Here is a 19590-nt window from a genome sequence, read left to right on the forward strand (position 1 = left end):
GGTATACATTTAGTATAGTGGATAAAAAGTGGATTAAAACTAGTGATAAGGTTCTAATCCACTTTCTGATATAAATAAAAATGAATGCTTTTAGTTATAATGAAAATAATGTTGTTATCTTGAGCCTAATACCACAACTGTTTTTCCGTGTGCGGTGATTAAGCCATCATTTTCAAGCATTTTTAAAATTCTGCCTACCGTCTCACGAGAGCAACCGACCATTTGTCCAATTTCTTGGCGTGTAATTTTGATTTGCATACCATCTGGGTGGGTCATTGCATCAGGTTGTTTGGTTAAATTCATTAACGTTTGAGCAATACGTCCAGTTACATCTAAGAAAGCTAAATTACTTGCCTGCATTGAGGTTTGGCGTAAACGACGTGCCATTTGAGCGGAAAGATACATTAAAATATCTGGGTTGATATGGATAAGTTGTTTGAATTTGCTATAAGAAATTTCAGCAATTTCACAAGTGCCACGTGTTTTAACAGAGGCGGTACGGATACATTCTTGCTCTTCAAATAAGCTAATTTCTCCAACAAATTCACCTTCACAAAGATTGGATAAAATCATTTCTTTATGTTCATCATCTTTAACAAAAACAGAAACTGAGCCACTGATAATATAATAAAGTGTTTCCGCTTTTTCACCCGCGTGAATAAGTGTGGTTTTTGATGGGTAGCGGTGAATATGACAATGAGTTAAGAACCAATCTAAGGTTGAAACATCTAGAGATTTTACTGGTGTAGATTGTGGTACAACAAGGGAAATATCCTGCATAAACAAGCCTCTAAGTATAATTAACGTCCAATATTTAATTTATAGAAATAGTTTAACATAGTCTAACATTTTAACCTAAAAAAGATTTACGATCTTTGATATCTAAACTTTGATGTAGCTCAGACCAAACGATGATAGCCTCTTCAGATTGAATGAGTTTTAATAAACGAGATTTCTTTTCTTCCATTGAAAGCTCAATTTCACCATAGTCGGTGCCTTCTCGTAGAATAAAAGATTCTAAAATATTGTCTAATGTTTCTGTTGATAGTGTTTGATATGGAATAATCATTTTTTACTCAAAAATTGGCTTGATCAATAACCATTGTTTTTCAAAGTGTTGAAATTGGTCATAACGAAAATGAGAACGAACTAAACGTTGAAACTGCCCTTCGCAGAACGTGACTAAAAAAGCTGAAAGTAGGCGAATATCTTGCTCAAAGGCTTTTCCTTCTCGTACTTTTCTCATTTGTAGAATATTCGCAAACTGCAATTCTAATCCATCAAAAAATTTTGATACTCGCATTTTTAAAATATCTTCTTCAAACATTAAAGCGTGTCCAGTAAGGATTCGAGTTACCCCCGGATTTTTTCTCGCAAATTCCAAAATGGTGTACAAAATAACTTTAATTCGCGTTAAGGTCGCTTCTTCGCGATGAGTAACGGCTTTAATTTGGCTGATGAGGGCAGATTCAATGTTATCTAATAAAGCTTCAAACATTTTGGTTTTACTTGGATAGTAACGATACAATGCACCCTCTGATACCCCCACCGCTTCAGCAAGACGAACCGTTGTCACGCGTTGCATTCCATCTTCAGAATTTAAAAGGGTAAGTAATACTTCTAGTACCTGCTGTTGACGTTCTTTTACTGATTTTTTCGGCATTTTAATGATAGGTTCAACCATTATTTCCCCCTATTGTTTGCCAGAGTGTCCAAAACCGCCTTCGCCACGCTCTGTTTGATTAAATTCTTCTACAACATTGAAGTTTGCTTGTACCACGGGTACAAAGACTAGTTGAGCAATGCGATCACCCACTTCAACGGTAAAAGGTTTATCACTTCTATTCCACAATGAAACCATCAACGGACCTTGATAATCTGAGTCAATTAAGCCCACTAAATTACCTAACACTATCCCATTTTTATGCCCTAAGCCTGAACGTGGTAAAATAACCGCTGCTAAATTTGGATCCGCGACATAAATTGAAATACCTGTTGGAATAAGCACGGTTTGTCCTGCTTCAACGGTAATGTTTTCATCAAGTAAAGCACGTAAATCAAGACCTGCTGAGCCTTCAGTTGCATAAGCGGGAAGTGGAAATTCTGTCCCAATTCGCTTATCTAAAATTTTTAAGTCTATCTGTTTCATTGCTTTTCCTTATATAACTTGATGATTTCATTCACTAATGTTTGTGCTAATTTTGATTTGTCCGCAAGCGGTAATATTTTATCAGATTTTTGCGAAAATAAATGTAAGCAATTTTGATCGCTATTAAAAACTTGCCCATTTGATACATCATTGGCACAAATTAAATCTAAATTTTTACGTTGTAGTTTACTTTTTGCATATTTTTGTAAATCTTGAGTTTCTGCTGCAAAGCCGACCACAAAAGGTCTATTTTGTGCAAGATGAGCGACGTTTGAGATAATATCAGGGTTTTTCACCAAGGTTAGCGTCATTTCATCACTATCATCGGTTTTCTTGATTTTTTGTGTTGCCACTTCTTTAACGCGATAATCTGCTACGGCAGCACAACCAATAAAAATATCACTTTGCTGGGCTAATTCAAGGGCTTTTTGTTCCATTGCAATCGCTGAAAGGGTATCAAAGCGTTTTACATTTTGTGGTGTATCTAATTTCACAGCCCCTGCAATTAAATTGACCTTCGCCCCACGTTCCGCAAAGGCTTTTGCGATGGCGAAGCCCATTTTTCCTGAGCTGTGATTACTAATGTAACGCACGGGATCTATCGCTTCTTGGGTTGGACCTGCGGTAATGGTGACGGTAATATTTTGTAAATCTTGGGCGGTTTTGACATAATCCGTCAAAAATTCAAAAATAGTTTCAGGCTCTGCCATTCGCCCTACGCCAGTATCCCCACAGGCTTGCTCACCACTTTCTGGTTCAATACAAAGTACGCCTTGTTCATTTACTAAATTTTGCAAATTTTGTTGCGTAATTGACCGCTTATACATTTGCTGATTCATCGCAGGTGCAATAAAAATCGGTGCGGAGGTGGCGAGGCAAAGAGTGGAGAGTAAATCATTGCCCATTCCCACGCGTAAACGTGCGATAAAATCTGCCGTTGCGGGGGCAATGACAACCATATCTGCCCATTTAGCTAACTCAATATGTCCCATTGCAAGTTCAGCTTGGGGATCTAATAAGGAGGTCGCTACCGCATTGCCTGAAATCGCTTGTAAAGTCAGTGGCGTAACAAAGGCTTCAGCAGCGGGTGTCATCACAACTCGCACTTCCGCATTCGCTTTTTTGAGAAGGCGAATTAACAAAATCGTTTTATAGGCAGCAATGCCGCCTGTAATTCCGACAACAATTTTTTTTGCATTTAACATTTTTGGCTCGTTTTTATCGCGATATTGAGATTGCGTAATTACTAAAATATATTGTTGAAATGTAGGGGCGGATTAAATGAAGTGCCTATCCGCCCGTTCTCTATATGATTATTCGCGGGCGGATATGCGTTCGCGTTGCTCTCTTAATCCGCCCCTACATTCAAAATAATTAAATCAATTGACTATAAAACATGACTATTTTACGTAAATAAGTGATTGCTCACAACTTGTTTTATATTGAAAAAGATTAGTCTCTAAAATTCTCAAATTGGAATGGTTGCCCGAGTTCAGCCCCTTTCACAAGTTGAATCACTTGTTGTAAATCATCACGTGATTTTCCTGTCACACGCACTTGCTCGCCTTGAACCTGTGTTTGTACTTTTAATTTAGAATCTTTGATAAGCTTGGTGATTTTCTTCGCCATATCTTTTTCAATCCCTTGTTTTAAAGTCACTTCCTTGCTATACATTTTGCCGTTATGTTCATAATCATCAGGGATTTCTAATGATGATGGCTCAATGCTACGTTTAATCATTGCATTGCGTAAAATATCTAATAATTGCTCCACTTGGAAGTCAGATTCGGTCGTCACTTTAATGCTTTCTTTGCCTTCATTTAGCTCAATGGTGGCGGTAACATTGCGAAAATCCCAACGGTTGCTTAATTCACGGTTTGCATTTTCTACTGCATTACGCACTTCGTGCATAGTGATTTCAGATACAATATCAAAAGATGGCATATTATTTTCCTCTTGTTTATAAATTTATAGTTAATTATGGTTGTTCTTCATTCACATTAAAATCCTGATTCATTTCAAAAGCAGGTTTTTGTGCTTGTGAGTGACTAATTACTTTTGCTGGCACGCCTGCCACAGTCGTATTTTCAGGGACAGCTCGCAATACCACAGAATTCGCCCCAATTTTAGCATATTTTCCAATCTCAATATTACCTAAAATTTTAGCTCCTGCCCCAATCATTACACCTTCTCGTACTTTTGGATGACGGTCGCCAGTCTCTTTTCCTGTTCCCCCTAGTGTGACCCCTTGCAAAATAGAGACATCGTTTTCAATCACTGAGGTTTCCCCAACCACAATGCCTGTTGCGTGATCCAGCATTATGCCACTGCCAATGTTTGCGGCTGGGTGGATATCAACATCAAAGGCGACAGAAATTTCATTTTGTAAATAAATCGCTAAGGCGTGGCGACCTTGTTGCCATAAATAATGGGTTACACGATAGCTTTGTAAGGCGTGAAAACCTTTCAAATAGAGTAGCGGTGTGCTTAATAATTCAACGGCAGGATCTCGTGTTTTGACGGCTAAAAGATCCTGTGCCGCACTTTCAATAATGTGAGGATCGGCTTGGTAAGCTTCTTCAATAATTTCTTTTAGTGCAATTGCAGGCATAATTGGATTAGCCAATTTATTTGCCAAAATATAACTTAATGCATCACCTAAATTCGTGTGTTTTAAGATTGTGGAATGAAAAAAACTCGCTAACATTGGTTCTTGTTCGGCAAGGGATTTCACTTCTTGGTGAATCTCATTCCATAATTGTTCAAGCTGTTTCATTATTTAATCCTTCTTATTCAACTTTTCGTTCACGACCTAATAATGATGCAACCCCTTTTCGGATATGGGCTTTGGTATCTTGTCCACAAAATAGCATTTTATAAAGTTGTTCCACAATTGGCATTTCAACCTTGTATTTTTGGGCTAATAAGTAGGCCTCACGGGTATTGTAATACCCTTCCACCACTTGTCCAATTTCTTGCATTGCTTCATCAACATTTTTGCCTTGCCCAATCATCAATCCAAAACGACGATTACGAGATTGATTGTCGGTACAGGTCAGCATTAAATCGCCAAGCCCCGCCATTCCCATCAGGCTTGTCGGATTACCACCAAGTGCCGTACATAATTGACTAATTTCCGCAATGCCACGTGTAATCAATGCCGTTCTGGCATTTGCCCCGAAGCCTAAACCGTCAGAAAGCCCGGCCCCGATCGCAATCACATTTTTAATCGCACCGCCTAGCTGAACGGCGATCATATCTTCATTCAAATACACACGGAATGCCTTTGAGCAGTGAATACGTTGTTGCATTTCTTCGGCAAATTTTAAATCTGTTGAAGCGAGAGAAATTGCTGTAGGTAAGCCTGTCGCTAACTCTTTTGCAAAAGTTGGACCAGAAAGCACCGCTTGTGGGTGTTCTACTCCTAAAATTTCTTTTACAACACAATGTAATAAGCGTCCTGTGTGGTGTTCCAATCCTTTGGTTGCCCACATAATGCGATGATCATCTCGAATAAAAGGTTTTATTTGCTGTAACACATCATCAAAAACGTGGCTTGGCACGACAATCAAAATATCTTTTACTGCACCTAATACTTTTTCTAAATCACTCTCTAAAATCAAGCTATCAGGAAAAGTAACATCAGGTAAAAACTCTTGATTCTTACGCTCTTGTTGCATTTTTTGTATTTTATGCGGCGAATGCCCCCACAAATAAGCCGTTTCTCCTTGCTGAGAAAGTGCAATCGCTAATGATGTGCCATACGATCCTGCCCCCAATACTGCAATTGGTGCAGAATAAAGTGATTTTTTCATTTTAATGTCCTATTTAACCCATTTATCTTCATCTTGTTTACGCTCAAAATCAGCGTCAAAAGTTTCTGTTCGTGAAAAGCCTTGTGAATATTGCGTATTAAATTTCATTCGTGTTGAAAAATAGTTTAACAGATAAGTAGTAATAATGGTTTTTGTAAAAGGCAAAAGTAATAAAATCGCTAAAATATCACTCAAAAATCCCGGAATAACCAATAAAATTCCCGCAACGGCATATTGAACCGAAGAAATGACGGCATCTTGGGGAATTTTACCTTGTGCTAATTGTTGGCGAATAGAAAAGAGTGTAGCAAGCCCACGCAAGCGGATCAGCCATAAACCTGCGGCTGAAATAAAAATCATCAATAGAATTAAAAATAATACACTCGTATTTGAACCAATCGCCACTAATAATGAGATTTCGCAATAGATATATAAAAAGAAGAAAAGAAAGAAACGCATTGCAAACATAATTGATCCTTATTTGATAAATAATCTAATTACATAGATAGTGGCATAAAATCTCTTTTCAAGGGGAACTATTTTTATAAAATATTTAATGCGACCGAACGGAAATACCTATTTGTGAAATTTGTCACAAAATTAGTATCCAAATTTACATTATTTGCTGTTATTATATACGCATATTTTATACATAGTTTTATCTTTACACTCACAGGAGAATTTAAGAATGAGTCAATTAGACAATTTAAGAGAGATGACCGTTGTTGTTGCGGATACTGGCGATATTGAAGCAATTAAAATGTATCAACCAGAAGATGCAACCACTAATCCATCGTTAATTTTAAGTGCATCAGCATTACCACAATATGCACCACTTATTGATGACGCAGTGGCTTACGCAAAAGCACAAAGCGATGATAAAGCACAACAACTGATTGATGCAGAAGATAAATTAGCGGTAAATATCGGTTTAGAAATCTTAAAAGTAGTAAAAGGTCGTATTTCAACTGAAGTTGATGCACGTCTTTCTTACAACACTCAAGCAACTATCGAAAAAGCACGCAAACTTATCCGTTTATACAATGAAGCAGGTATCAGCAATGACCGTATTTTGATCAAAGTTGCCTCAACTTGGCAAGGTATCAAAGCAGCAGAAGTGTTAGAAAAAGAAGGTATTAACTGTAACTTAACGTTATTATTCTCACAAGCTCAAGCACGTGCGTGTGCAGAAGCAGGTGCATACTTAATTTCACCTTTCGTTGGACGTATCTTAGACTGGTACAAAGCAAATTCAGACAAGAAAGAATATGCACCAGCAGAAGATCCAGGTGTAATTTCGGTTACTTCAATTTACAACTATTACAAAGAACACGGCTATAACACTGTTGTTATGGGTGCAAGTTTCCGTAATATCGGCGAAATCACTGAATTAGCAGGTTGTGATCGTTTAACTATCGCACCAGGATTATTAAAAGAATTAAGTGAAGCAAACGCGGAGTTACCACGTAAATTAGAATACAAAGGCGAAATCAAAGCACGTCCAGCACCAATGACAGAAGCGGAATTCTACTGGGAACACAACCAAGATCCAATGGCTGTTGAAAAACTTGCAGAAGGCATCCGTAAATTTGCGGTAGATACTGAAAAATTAGAAGCGATGTTAATTGAGAAATTATAATTACTAGCTTTTCATATTTAAAAAATCCCCTAATTACTTTATTTTTAGGGGATTTTATCATTTATTACTATCTATTATGCTTTTTTCAAAAACTCTGATTTAAGCATAATTTTGCCACAATCCACATCGTGATCACCGTCAACTAAGCGAATGCCTTTGTATTTTGTGCCTTTTTTCAATACTTGTGATGAACCTTTCAATTTTAAATCTTTGATTAAAATCACATCGTCGCCATCGGCTAATAAATTACCATTACTATCTTTAACAATTAACTGGTCTTCATCTTCTTGTTCAACTTCTTCGCCTGTCCATTCATAAGCACATTCTGGGCAAACGAATTGAATTGAATCGTGGTATGTGTGTTCACAGCTACATTTTGGGCAAATTGGAAATTCCATAAATAATCCTTAAAACTTATATTAAATAAAAATAAAGGCGATATTGTACTGGGTTTTGGGTTATTTGTCTTGTCGGATTCGCCAATAAGTGGCAAAGCGAGGTTTCCCTTTTGAAGTAAAACCACGATATTTATAAGTGATAAGAGTTCCAATTTGAGGTGGGTTTTCTCGCTCTTTATCTGAAAATCCTGAGCCAATTTTAAATGTACCATACTCATTTTGGCAACTGAGCGATCCCATTTTATCTTTGTATTTTCCTTTACCTATGTGATGGGATATAACGGTACATTCATCATCATAAACTGCTTTAAATTTTAAAATTTGGGCAGACCGTCCTTTTATATAAGGAGATTTTGGATTACGAATGACAACACCTTCGCCTTTGAGGCTTTGAATTTCTTGAAAGAAGGAAGTTAAATGTGCTTTGTTTTTAATCGGAATTTGCTTGATGATTTTAATGTAAGGCGTTGGATGCTCGTTTAAATAATTTTCTAATTTTTGTAACCGACTAAATAAATCGCCTTTAGCATTTGGCACATCAAACACATACAATTTTAGTTTCTGCCATTTCTCAGAATTTGAACCTCGAATAATCGAAGAAATTTGACTAAATTGATCACGCCCACTAAATAATTCGCCATCAATTTCAAAAGGGGGAAAATTTTTGGTGAAATAATTGGGGGCAGAGAGCGGATAAGCTTGACGGCTTAATAACGTTTTGCCATTCCAAAATCCTCTGATTCCATCCAATTTTTCCGACATTACCCAGTATGTAATATTTTGATTTTTATAATGTTCAAGTAACATTAAATTTAATGGCTGGGCGAATAAGTTAGGGATAAATAAACAAAGTAATAGAAATCGTTTCATCGGTCTTTTTTAAGTGAATAATAGATACTATTACTATAAAAAAATTGCGTGATAAAATCAGGTATCAAAACGTTTTTTACGATCGCGATCGCAAAAATGATAAGCGGTCATTTTTTTATGAAAATTTGCAAAATAGGGTAACAAGCTATTTTTAGTTATCTTAAATTATATTTGGAATAAATGTCATTTCTCGCTTGACACTGTGTTTATAACCAGTAAAATAACTGTATAAAAACACAGTTTGTTTTGGAGATTAAAATGGCTCGATTAAGAAAGTTAAATAGAGAATTACCTTATCAACCAATGCCTCTATTTCGTGATACTCATGCAGAGCGTTCAATTAAATTGGATTTGAATTCATTGTGTATTAAACGCCCTACGGATACTTTTTTTATACAGGTTAAAAATCCCCATTTATTGGCGTGGGGAATAGAATTAGATGACTTGCTAATTGTGGAAAAACGGAGTGTGTTTAAGATCAACGATATGATTGTGATTGAAAAAAATAATGAATATAAGTTTTACCAATTTTTTAATGCCACAAATCAAGAAAAAATACTTTTTTCATTAGATAGCGCTGAGCCAAACTTAAGAATTCAGCATTGGAATGACATCAATGTCGCAGGCGTTATTACGAATATTGTGCATCAGGTACGTAGCCAAATGCCACGCACCCCACAATATATGGTTTAATAATGGGTAAAAATCCCTAAAAATTTGACCGCTATCGTTGTAAAGAGCGTAGGAAACGGATTTCTTCTGCCCAAATATCAGGATTGATTGTTTCTAAAATCAGCGGAATTTCATTAAAGCGATCATCATTCATAATGAATTTGAAAATATCCGTACCAATTGTGCCTTCTTGTAAAGTATGATGGCGATCGACTCGGCTACCAAGCGACGTTTTAGAGCCATTTAAGTGCATTCCGCGTAGATATTGAAAACCAACGGTATTTTCAAACTCCGTGAAGACTTGTTCGCAGCCTTCAAGGGTTGAAATATCATAGCCTGCAGAAAAAGTATGGCAAGTATCTAAACAAACACCAACACGGCTTTTATCTTCTACTTGTTCAATAATCTGTGCTAGATGATCAAAATGCCAACCTAAATTTGTACCTTGCCCAGCGGTGTTTTCTATTACGGCAACCACATTCGGTACACTTTCAATTGCAATATTTAGCGATTCAGCAATACGACTTAAACAAGCTTTTTCATCTATTTTATTCAGGTGACTACCGGGATGGAAATTTAATAATTTAATTCCAAGTTGCTCACAACGTTGCATTTCATCAATAAAGGCTTCACGTGATTTTTGTAAGTTTTCTGTATCTGGATTACCTAAATTGATAAGGTAACTATCGTGTGGCAAAATTTGATCAGCACTAAAATTATGTACTTTACAAAAACGCTTAAATTTTTCAATGCTATCTTTTTTTAAGGGGGCGGCTTTCCATTGACGTTGATTTTTGGTAAATAATGCGAAAGCATTCGCCCCAATTTCAACCGCTCGTAATACTGCATTTTCTACCCCACCAGCAGCACTCACGTGAGCACCAATATATTTCATTTTTTATCCCTAATTCTTGTGTATAATATCTTTTTTAAATTTTGATTAGGTTATTTTACATTATGACAGACCAAACCTCTATTAATGATTTTTCTTTACTATGTCGCCTCTTCGGTAATCTTTTTTACAGAACTCCGACAGATCCTATTCTTGAAGGTACTTTTGAATGGCTTAAACAAGGTAATTTACGTGCAAATTGGGCATTAAATCTTGATGCACAAGGTGAAAATGCGTTAAATACTCTTGAAAAATTAGCCTCTCCAGCAGAATTAGCGGTCAGTTTTAATTCACTTTTTGCAGAAAATGGTAATGTTGATACTCAACTTTCTAGTTATGGCATTGATGTGCAAGAGTTCATCACTTTCCGCGAACAACGAGGGATGCCTGAGTTAACAAATGCTGATCACGTGGCATTATTACTTTTGACTGCCTCTTGGATTGAAGATAATCTTGATTCAACAGAAGCCCAAAAGGATTTATTCCAACGCTTTTTATTACCTTGTGCGAGCAAGTTTTTAGGCAAAGTTGAAGCCTTTGATACGTCATTCTACAAAGCCTTAGCCCAACTTACTCGTGATGCTTTAAGTGCAATGGCGGATGAATTGGAAGAGAGTAATTGATAAATCATGGATATGTGTTTGTTAATCTCAAAAATTGAACATAACTTTTGAGATTAACAAAGTAAGATTTACTAACTTCATAAACAAGATTTTTTTATTTCTTCTTTAATTTTATTCAATATGGGATATACCACTTTAACTAACAGCTTAATTTACCATTATAATACAGATGATAGTGATATAGAAAACACCATTTTGATCGAATAAATTAAATCTACTTTGATGAGTAAATTGGCGGTTTGTAAAGTAAGGATAGAATTCAAGAGCATCGTAGGGGTTCTATTCTTTGTCAATTTTGGATGCAATGGGAGTGCTATTATCCCTTATATATTAGTTTTTACTAAACTTTAATTAACTATATTTATTGTTAAATCAATCAGTTATACTGAAGTTTATTAAAAAATAAGTCATAAAGTTCAGTCATTAGCGTTAATATAAAGGGAATTTAAGCACTTGGATGACTTAAAACTGGCAATGAAAAAGTATCTTAAGTATTATAATGTAATAATTAAGATTGACCTGAAAAGACAAGCCTATGTTAAACACAGAAGTCACATTTTAAGTTTAGTGATTGTCTTATATTATCTGATTTTATTTTTACACAAATAATTTTTGCAAATTTAAGATAAAATACAACCGCTTATTTACATTCAAAAATAACAAAAACGAGAACTTAATGAAAAAACTAAACATTATTTTTGCTGGCACACCTGATTTTGCCGCAAAACATTTACAACATTTAATCCATTCTGAACATAATATCGTGGCGGTTTATACTCAGCCAGACAAACCAGCTGGACGTGGTAAAAAACTTCAAGCAAGCCCTGTAAAACAGCTAGCACTTGAACATAATTTACCGGTTTATCAACCAAAAAGTTTACGCAATGAAGAGGCACAAGCTGAATTACAAGCCTTAAATGCGGATGTAATGGTTGTGGTCGCTTATGGTTTAATTTTGCCAGAGGAGGTGTTAAATGCCCCTCGTTTAGGCTGTTTAAATGTGCACGGTTCACTATTGCCACGCTGGCGTGGTGCTGCGCCAATTCAACGTTCAATCTGGGCGGGCGATAAAGAAACGGGTGTGACCATTATGCAGATGGATAAAGGGTTAGACACTGGCGATATGCTTTATAAAGTGACCTGTGAAATTGCACAAGATGAAACCTCCGCAGGTCTTTATGAAAAATTGGCTGAACTTGCTCCACCTGCCTTGTTGGAAGTCTTGAATAATTTAGAAAATGGTAAATATCCGCCACAGAAACAGCAAGATGATCTTGCAAATTATGCGGAAAAATTAACAAAAGAAGAGGCGAAACTTGATTGCAATTTGTCTGCTGAACAGCTAGAGCGTAATATTCGTGCTTTTAATCCTTTCCCAATTGCGTATTTAATTTTAGATATCAATGGCAAAGAAGAGCGTGTGAAAATCTATCAAGCCAATGTATTGGCACACCAAGATAAGCCTGCGGGTACGATTTTAAGTGTGGATAAAAGCGGTATCCAAATTGTCACGCAACAAGGTGTGTTGAACATTACCCAGCTTCAACCACAAGGTAAAAAACCAATGATGATCCAAGATTTCTTAAATGGACGAGCAGATTGGTTTAAGGTTGGGGATACGATCTAATCTTTTTATTAAAAAAGCGATTATTTAATCTGTGATTTTAAATAATCGCTTCATCAATTATTTAGAAATGAGAGACCACGACATATTTTCTTCTCAGTATACCAAGAACAAGGGATAATCCGATAATGAGTAGAAAAATTAAAAAACCAAAATAGAGGATGGGGAATGAAAGCAATAAGTGTTGCAGTTGGAATACCGATTCCCCATAGCCAATTCGTTTTTTTCACAGAAAACACACAAACAGCAATAAAAAAGACAAGGGATAGCACCATCAGGGCAATTGCATTATCATTCCACTCTTCTTGTGTAAGTCAATAACTTCCAGCAAACATTAAAAGAATAGAGAGATAAGATGATGATAAATCGCTTATTGATAATGTTATAACTGAAATTATAAGGAATATTACTATTCCAATCGCAAATGCAATACTCAACACAATATACAATACATTTATTTCCTCCTTTCAAAAATCAAAATTAACGGAGTAATTTTAGTGTAAAAAAATAACGGTCGCTCAATATTATTTAATCGAAAACAATTAAGATCTAACTGTTATAACTAATTTTAAAGGAGGAGTGTTAGCGGTTAGTTTTTAGATTAAATTTACAATAATTTAAGTATTAGGAAATATAAAAATCCCCCTGAAATAGGGGGATTATCATTTCTAACGGAAAGCTGAAGATAATGGAACGTCGGCATCAGGCTCTTTGGTAATGCGGTTGCGTAAATCACGACGGATAATTTCGATTGACCAGAACCAAATTAAATGCCCAACAATTTCTGAAATATGTTCATAAGCAGGTAATTCCAATAGTGGTGGTGTAAGCCCCATCAATGGGAATGTAATCATATGTACAAATAATTGTGCTAATGCACCCGCAAGTAAACCTTGCCATAATTTGAAGATTGGGAAACGCTCAACCACAATACAGTAACCTACGGCAAACACGATAGAGAAGATGATGTGTGTTACACCAACAGAATTAAAAGCGTGTCCTGCAAAGGTATAAACCGCAGAATTTGGGTCAGCAATGCCTAAATAATCGCGTAAGAAAATATATGGAGGGTTTAAGAAATTGCGAGAGCAGTCAATTTGATCCGCCGCTCTGATTAAGGTTTCAGGCGAACACGCGGCATTGAACATATCCGCAGGGCTTCTTGGTGGTAGTGGATGCTCAGCTCCCCATTTTACGAATGAAGAAACGATACCTGCAATAAGACCAATAAAAGCAGCCAAACCATAGCGACGACGTGCTGGTGGCGTTTGTTTTAGTAAATTCATAAGTTTTTCCTTATTTATAATAATTGAGTCTCAGATTATAAAAGTCACTAAATGAAAGTCAATCGCATTTAGGTTAATGAAATGTAAAAGTTTGCGTGTTTTGTATGTGGTCATAATTTGATATAAATTTGCAAAAAATAATTAAAATCTAACCGCTATAATTCAGCCTCAAAAAATGGTAAAGTTAGCGGTTAATATTTAGAAGAAATTTACAAAAAATTTAGATCGAGTTTCAATGAAAAAACTATCATCTCGTGCTGTGGCGGCACAACTTATTTTACAAGTATTGGACAAGGGGCAATCCCTTTCGGCGTTAATGGTGGAGGTTCAGCCTAAATTAGCGGAAAAAGACGTGCCTTTTGTACAGGAAATTACCTTTGGGGTGTGTCGTGTGTTGCCTCGTTTAGAGTGGATTATCCGCCTGTTGGTGGCAAAACCCTTGAAAGGTAAAACACGCTTGGTGCATTGCTTGTTATTGGTTGGTTTATATCAAATCCTATATATGCGAGTACCTACTCATGCAGCGGTAGGTGAAGTGGTTAAGGCAAGCCAAGAGTTAAAATTACAGAGTTTTAAAGGGCTTATCAATGGTGTGTTACGTCAGTTTTTGCGTGAGCAAGAAAGTATTTTGGCGAAGGTTGATAAAAACTGGCAGACTAACCACCCTGAGTGGTTTGTCAATAAATTGAAAAAAGCCTATCCGAACTGGCGAGAAATTATTGACGCAAATAATGAGCGTCCGCCGATGTGGTTGCGAGTAAACGCTCAGCATTCTACAAGGGACGACTATGCGGTCAGATTAGGGGATAATTTTGCAAAAAGTTCGCAAGATACCACCGCTTGTTGCGTGCCTGATTGTGCGATTATGCTTAATAACCCTGTGGCGGTGTCAAGTTTACCTGATTTTGAAAACGGCTTTGTGACGGTGCAAGACGGACATGCTCAATGGTCAGCAAAATTGCTTGAACCACAAAATGAGGAGCTGATTTTAGACGCTTGTGCCGCACCGGGTGGCAAAACGACCCATATTTTAGAGCAAGCGCCACAAGCCAAAGTGATAGCCTTAGATATTGAAAAAAATCGTTTGAAACGTGTGAGCGAGAACTTACAACGTTTAAACCAAACAGCTGAAATAATTTGTGGCGATGCAAGTCAGCCTGATTTATGGTTAGAAAAAGGCGTGATGTTTGACCGTATTTTATTAGATGTGCCTTGTTCTGCAACGGGGATTATTCGTCGTCACCCTGATATTAAATGGCTACGCAAAGAGAGTGATATTGCGGAGTTAGTGAAATTACAGGCGAAAATTCTCAATGCGATGTGGCAACGTTTAAAGCCAAATGGCACGCTACTTTATGCAACCTGTTCAATTTTACCTGATGAAAATAGTGAACAAATTCAATCGTTTGTAGAAAATACTGAGAATGCTAAACTGGTTGAAATGGATTTTAATGGCGAAAAAGTAACGATGAAACAATTTTTTCCGAACGCACAAGGTGGCGATGGTTTCTTTTATGCGAAGTTAGTAAAAACCGATAGTGAATAAAAATAGATAATCGAGAAAAGAGCGACTATGAAAATTATAATTTTAGGTGCCGGGCAAGTGGGTTCAAGCCTTGCGGAAAATCTTGTAAGAGATAATGAAATTACTATTATTGACGATGATGAAACGATGTTAGCTGGCTTGCAGGCTAAACACGATTTACAGGTTATTCAAGGCAACGGTGCGTCGCCTCGTATTTTACGTGAGGCGGGGGCGAGTGACGCCGATTTATTGGTGGCGGTAACTAATAGCGATGATACCAATATGATTGCGTGTCAGATTGCTTATACGCTGTTTAAAATTCCGACTAAGCTGGCACGGATTCGTAACCCTGATTATGTGCGTGAACGTGATATTTTGTTTAATAACAAAGTGTTACCGATTGACCATATTATCGCACCTGAATTATTGATTACCGAGCAAATTTTCCAACTGATTGATTATTCTGGGGCATTACAAATCGCCCATTTTGCGGATAATAAAGTGTCGTTAGTCAGCATTAAGGCTTATTACGGTGGTCCTTTGGTTGGCTATCCAATTTCTGCACTGAAAGAGCATTTACCTCATATTGACGCTCGCATTGTGTGTATTATCCGCCAAGGTCGCACCATTGTGCCACAGGCAACGACTATTATTGAGGCGGACGATGATGTCTTTTTTATGTGTGAAAAAATTCATATTAAAGCCATTATGAGCGAGTTGCAACGCCTTGAAAAAGCACCGAAACGCATTATGATTGTGGGTGGTGGCGATATTGCGACTAAGCTTGCAAATTCATTGGAAAATCAATGCCGAGTGAAGTTGATTGAAGAAGATCCTGAAAAAGCCGAATTGCTCGCAGAAAAATTATCCAAAACCCTTGTGCTAAATGGTAAAGCGTCGGATCGTGAGTTGTTATTTGAAGAACATATTGAAAATATTGATCTTTTCTTGGCTCTAACGGAAGACGATGAAACCAATATTATGTCGGCATTGTTGGCAAAACGAATGGGAGCGAAGAAAACCCTTGTGTTAGTGCAACGTAATGTATATTTAGATTTAATTCAAGGTGGGGCGATTGATTTGGTGATTTCACCACAACAAACCACGATTTCAACCTTGCTCACTCACGTACGTCGTGGCGATATTGTGAAAGTGGCTTCCTTAAATCAAGGTATGGTGGAAGGCTTAGAAATTATAGCCCACGGCGATGAAGAAACCTCAAAAGTTGTAGGAAGAGAAGTGCAAGAATTAAAATTACCATCAGGCGTCATTGTCGGTGCTATCGTGCGTAATGACAAGGTGCTGATTGCACATAAATCAATAAAAATTGAAGCTGAAGATCATTTGATTTTATTCTTAAATGATCAGCGTCAAGTGGAAGAAATTGAAAAACTGTTCCAACTTAGTGCGACTTTCTTATAAAAATAGGTAAAAACTCGATGAAATCTGACCGCTTGGAAATCGTCTTTGCTCGTAATGATGGCTATTTATGGGGTAAAAATGTGCCAGCGGTTGATTTAACCCTTCATTCTCGTCAAATCCAGAAATGGAAAAGTCGCCAGACAGCCCGTTTTCTTTTAACACAACTCTTTGAAAAATATCAATTAGATCTCAACTTACTTAATAATATTCAAAAAACGGCAACGGGTCGTCCTTTTGTTGCAGATGAGCGAATAGACTTTAATATTAGCCATTCAGGGGATTGGGTCGCGGTTATTTTCAGTTATTCAGAAGGCAAAAAAGCGGTGGGGATTGATATTGAGCACCCTCAAAAAACACGTCGCTATAAAGCCTTATTAGATTATTATGCGAGCGAGACAGAAAAAACGTATTTATTAAAAGATCCTGCTAAGTTAGTTGAGCATTTTTATCTTAGCTGGTGTTTACGAGAAGCGATTTTGAAATCGCAAGGCGTGGGTATGGTGAAGTTGCGAGAAGTTTGCCATTCACCGATTCAGAAAGCCATCGCGTGTGAATATTGCCCCACAGGAACATTACATTTTTTTAGCCAATTTCCTTTTTATTTGTGTTATTTTTTTGAAGGTTCAGCCGTGCCAGAAATCTCACAATATCATCAAGGAAATTTGCAAAAAATAGAAAAAATATTACCGCTTGTTTATCAAGTCAATTAGGAGACATTATGAGTAAAATTTTACAATTTGGTCAAAAAGATATTGAAATCTTACGTGAAGAAACGGTTTATAAAGGGCATTTTGAACTCAAAAAAGTGTTCTTTCGTCATAAACTTTATGCGGGTGGAATGAGTGGCGAAGTCTGCCGTGAATTATTGATGAAAGGGGCGGCTTCGGCGTTAATTGCTTATGATCCTGTAAAAGATAATGTGGTGTTAATTGAACAGGTAAGAATTGGTGCCTATGAGCCTGAAAGTAACAAATCTCCGTGGTTATTAGAATTGATTGCTGGAATGATTGATACCGATGAAAATCCCGAAGACGTGGCCATTCGTGAAAGTAAGGAAGAAGCGGGTTTAGAGATTGATAATATTCAACACGCCTTAACGGTTTGGGATAGCCCAGGCGGTATGGCAGAGAAATTACATATTTTTCTAGGTTTAGTGGATACCACGAATGTTGGGGGAATTTACGGATTAGAAGAAGAAAATGAAGATATTTTAGTGCATATTGTTTCACGTGAAACGGCGTATCAATGGGTGGAAGAAGGCAAGATTGATAATGTGATTGCCGTGCTTGGATTGCAGTGGTTGCAACTAAATTATACAAAATTTAAGAAATAAATAGAGTTAGTTCACAAAATTTAATATTTTTTGCTGATTTTTTTTATGAAATAGGTAAAGTAGTAGTACTTTATTTTTTAATGAAATCAGTAATGGATTATTTTTATCAACCCTTTGCAAAAAATGAGTCTATCCGTATTTTACAGATTACGGATACTCATCTGTTTGCAAAAAAAAATGAACAGTTGTTAGGTGTGAATACAACTAATAGCTTTCAGGCTGTGCTGGATGCGATTTTAGATCGTCAGTTTCGGTTTGATCTTGTATTAGCTACAGGAGATTTGGTACAAGATCACAATGAGCAAGGTTATCATTATTTTGCTGAAATGGTTAAGCCATTAGAAAAACCGTTGTTTTGGTTGCAAGGTAATCACGATCAACTTCAAATGGAAAAACCGTTACAACAATATTCACAAATTAAATCACAAAAACATATTTTAGTTGGAGACAAATGGCAGATTCTTATGCTAGATAGCCAAGTTTTTGGTGTGCCACACGGCAAATTAAGCTCATATCAATTAGATTGGTTAAAAGTAAAATTAGCAGAGAATAGTGAACGTTATACTTTAATTGCATTGCACCATAATATTTTGCCGACACATTCTGCGTGGTTGGATCAACATAGCTTACGCAACGTGCACGATTTAGCGAAAATTGTGAAACCTTATAATAAGATCAAAGCTATTATTCATGGGCATATTCATCAGGAAATGGATAAGCTTTGGAAAGGTATTCGTATTTTATCAACCCCTTCAACGTGCATTCAGTTTAAGCCGCATAGTAATAATTTTGCATTAGACCTTATTCCACAGGGCTGGAGAGAGCTTGTGCTACACCCGGATGGCTCTATTGATTCAGAAGTTAAGCGTTTAGCAACGAATGAGTTTTTACCTGATTTTAGTGCGGAAGGGTATTAGATTATATCTGAGATATAAAAAAGGCTTGGGAAATCCCAAGCCTTTTGTTTTCTGCATTATTAAGCAAAAATTATTTTTTACCCAAACGCTCTTTGATACGTGCAGAACGACCACTACGCTCACGTAAGTAGTAGATTTTCGCTTGACGTACGTCACCTTTACGTTTAACAGCAATGCTGTCAATTACAGGTGAGTGAGTTTGGAATACACGTTCAACACCTACGCCATTTGAGATTTTGCGTAGTGTGAATGCAGAATGCAAGCCACGGTTACGAATTGCAATAACCACGCCTTCGAACGCTTGCAGACGGCTTTTACTACCTTCTTTAACCCATACCTTAACTTCTAAAGTGTCACCAGGACGGAAGCTTGGTAAGTCTTTCTTTAACTGTTCTTCTTCAATTTGTTTAATGATGTTACTCATA

Annotated in this window: 23 protein-coding genes; 9 read left to right on the forward strand and 14 right to left on the reverse strand. The window is 36.8% G+C overall.

Annotated elements, in window-relative coordinates; all coding sequences use genetic code 11:
- Positions 1–114: 114 nt before the first annotated feature.
- The 9 genes from crp to DYE60_RS09565 all read right to left on the reverse strand — a co-directional run bounded on the left by crp (position 115) and on the right by DYE60_RS09565 (position 6432).
- The gene (crp, locus tag DYE60_RS09525) at positions 115–780 is read right to left on the reverse strand and encodes a cAMP-activated global transcriptional regulator CRP (protein ID WP_115316351.1); all 666 of its coding nucleotides are present in this window, start codon (positions 778–780) and stop codon (positions 115–117) included.
- A 70-nt stretch (positions 781–850) separates the two neighbouring features.
- A complete protein-coding gene (locus DYE60_RS09530) occupies positions 851–1069 on the reverse strand; it encodes a YheU family protein (RefSeq protein WP_115316352.1) in 219 nt (72 codons plus the stop codon).
- 3 nt (positions 1070–1072) lie between these two features.
- Positions 1073–1684, reverse strand: a complete 612-nt coding sequence (gene slmA / locus DYE60_RS09535) for a nucleoid occlusion factor SlmA (protein WP_115316353.1) — start codon at positions 1682–1684, stop codon at positions 1073–1075.
- A gap of 9 nt (positions 1685–1693) precedes the next feature.
- The gene (dut, locus tag DYE60_RS09540; protein ID WP_115316354.1) at positions 1694–2149 is read right to left on the reverse strand and encodes a dUTP diphosphatase; all 456 of its coding nucleotides are present in this window, start codon (positions 2147–2149) and stop codon (positions 1694–1696) included.
- On the reverse strand, positions 2146–3354 hold the full coding sequence (gene coaBC, locus DYE60_RS09545) for a bifunctional phosphopantothenoylcysteine decarboxylase/phosphopantothenate--cysteine ligase CoaBC (protein WP_115316355.1): 1209 nt from the start codon (positions 3352–3354) through the stop codon (positions 2146–2148). Before coaBC ends, dut begins: the two co-directional genes overlap by 4 nt.
- Positions 3355–3601: 247 nt before the next feature.
- Complete coding sequence (locus tag DYE60_RS09550; protein WP_115316356.1) at positions 3602–4093, reverse strand: YajQ family cyclic di-GMP-binding protein; 492 nt, start codon at positions 4091–4093, stop codon at positions 3602–3604.
- Positions 4094–4127: 34 nt separating this feature from the next.
- Positions 4128–4925, reverse strand: a complete 798-nt coding sequence (gene cysE, locus DYE60_RS09555) for a serine O-acetyltransferase (protein ID WP_115316357.1) — start codon at positions 4923–4925, stop codon at positions 4128–4130.
- Positions 4926–4938: 13 nt separating this feature from the next.
- Positions 4939–5964: an NAD(P)H-dependent glycerol-3-phosphate dehydrogenase gene (gene gpsA / locus DYE60_RS09560; protein ID WP_115316358.1), complete on the reverse strand. Its 1026-nt coding sequence runs from the start codon at positions 5962–5964 to the stop codon at positions 4939–4941.
- A 9-nt stretch (positions 5965–5973) separates the two neighbouring features.
- Positions 5974–6432 (reverse strand): FxsA family protein, encoded by a 459-nt coding sequence (locus DYE60_RS09565; RefSeq protein WP_245942695.1) that lies wholly within the window; start codon positions 6430–6432, stop codon positions 5974–5976.
- Between the two features lie 220 nt (positions 6433–6652).
- Here DYE60_RS09565 and tal point away from each other — a divergent pair, with 220 nt between their 5' ends.
- Complete coding sequence (tal, locus tag DYE60_RS09570; RefSeq protein ID WP_115316359.1) at positions 6653–7603, forward strand: transaldolase; 951 nt, start codon at positions 6653–6655, stop codon at positions 7601–7603.
- A gap of 74 nt (positions 7604–7677) precedes the next feature.
- Here the strand turns inward: tal and DYE60_RS09575 are convergent, their stop codons facing one another.
- Positions 7678–8001, reverse strand: coding sequence for a zinc ribbon domain-containing protein YjdM (locus DYE60_RS09575; RefSeq protein ID WP_115316360.1), 324 nt, complete (start codon positions 7999–8001; stop codon positions 7678–7680).
- A 60-nt stretch (positions 8002–8061) separates the two neighbouring features.
- The gene (locus DYE60_RS09580; RefSeq protein ID WP_115316361.1) at positions 8062–8871 is read right to left on the reverse strand and encodes a DNA ligase; all 810 of its coding nucleotides are present in this window, start codon (positions 8869–8871) and stop codon (positions 8062–8064) included.
- A gap of 258 nt (positions 8872–9129) precedes the next feature.
- Here DYE60_RS09580 and DYE60_RS09585 point away from each other — a divergent pair, with 258 nt between their 5' ends.
- A complete protein-coding gene (locus DYE60_RS09585) occupies positions 9130–9564 on the forward strand; it encodes a LexA family protein (RefSeq protein WP_115316362.1) in 435 nt (144 codons plus the stop codon).
- A gap of 31 nt (positions 9565–9595) precedes the next feature.
- Here DYE60_RS09585 and nfo read toward each other — a convergent pair whose 3' ends face one another.
- Positions 9596–10438, reverse strand: a complete 843-nt coding sequence (gene nfo, locus DYE60_RS09590) for a deoxyribonuclease IV (protein ID WP_115316363.1) — start codon at positions 10436–10438, stop codon at positions 9596–9598.
- A gap of 62 nt (positions 10439–10500) precedes the next feature.
- Between nfo and DYE60_RS09595 the strand changes: the two genes are divergently transcribed.
- Positions 10501–11058 (forward strand): TorD/DmsD family molecular chaperone, encoded by a 558-nt coding sequence (locus DYE60_RS09595; protein WP_115316364.1) that lies wholly within the window; start codon positions 10501–10503, stop codon positions 11056–11058.
- Positions 11059–11734: 676 nt separating this feature from the next.
- Positions 11735–12685 (forward strand): methionyl-tRNA formyltransferase, encoded by a 951-nt coding sequence (fmt, locus tag DYE60_RS09600; RefSeq protein WP_115316365.1) that lies wholly within the window; start codon positions 11735–11737, stop codon positions 12683–12685.
- A gap of 665 nt (positions 12686–13350) precedes the next feature.
- On the opposite strand, the gene DYE60_RS09605 is transcribed toward fmt, so the two are convergent.
- Positions 13351–13968: a YagU family protein gene (locus DYE60_RS09605; protein ID WP_115316366.1), complete on the reverse strand. Its 618-nt coding sequence runs from the start codon at positions 13966–13968 to the stop codon at positions 13351–13353.
- A gap of 235 nt (positions 13969–14203) precedes the next feature.
- Here DYE60_RS09605 and rsmB point away from each other — a divergent pair, with 235 nt between their 5' ends.
- From rsmB to cpdA, 5 genes are all read left to right on the forward strand, one after another.
- On the forward strand, positions 14204–15514 hold the full coding sequence (gene rsmB / locus DYE60_RS09610) for a 16S rRNA (cytosine(967)-C(5))-methyltransferase RsmB (protein WP_115316367.1): 1311 nt from the start codon (positions 14204–14206) through the stop codon (positions 15512–15514).
- A 27-nt stretch (positions 15515–15541) separates the two neighbouring features.
- On the forward strand, positions 15542–16915 hold the full coding sequence (trkA, locus tag DYE60_RS09615; RefSeq protein ID WP_115316368.1) for a Trk system potassium transporter TrkA: 1374 nt from the start codon (positions 15542–15544) through the stop codon (positions 16913–16915).
- 17 nt (positions 16916–16932) lie between these two features.
- On the forward strand, positions 16933–17625 hold the full coding sequence (locus DYE60_RS09620; RefSeq protein WP_115316369.1) for a 4'-phosphopantetheinyl transferase family protein: 693 nt from the start codon (positions 16933–16935) through the stop codon (positions 17623–17625).
- Positions 17626–17633: 8 nt separating this feature from the next.
- Positions 17634–18248, forward strand: a complete 615-nt coding sequence (gene nudF, locus DYE60_RS09625; RefSeq protein WP_115316370.1) for an ADP-ribose diphosphatase — start codon at positions 17634–17636, stop codon at positions 18246–18248.
- Positions 18249–18340: 92 nt separating this feature from the next.
- Entirely contained in the window at positions 18341–19165 is an 825-nt protein-coding gene (gene cpdA / locus DYE60_RS09630; RefSeq protein WP_245942696.1) for a 3',5'-cyclic-AMP phosphodiesterase, read from the forward strand.
- 70 nt (positions 19166–19235) lie between these two features.
- On the opposite strand, the gene rplS is transcribed toward cpdA, so the two are convergent.
- On the reverse strand, positions 19236–19589 hold the full coding sequence (rplS, locus tag DYE60_RS09635; RefSeq protein WP_090921372.1) for a 50S ribosomal protein L19: 354 nt from the start codon (positions 19587–19589) through the stop codon (positions 19236–19238).
- Between the last annotated feature and the right edge of the window lies 1 nt (position 19590).

This window comes from Phocoenobacter uteri (assembly GCF_900454895.1).
Taxonomy (GTDB): Bacteria; Pseudomonadota; Gammaproteobacteria; order Enterobacterales; family Pasteurellaceae; genus Phocoenobacter; species Phocoenobacter uteri.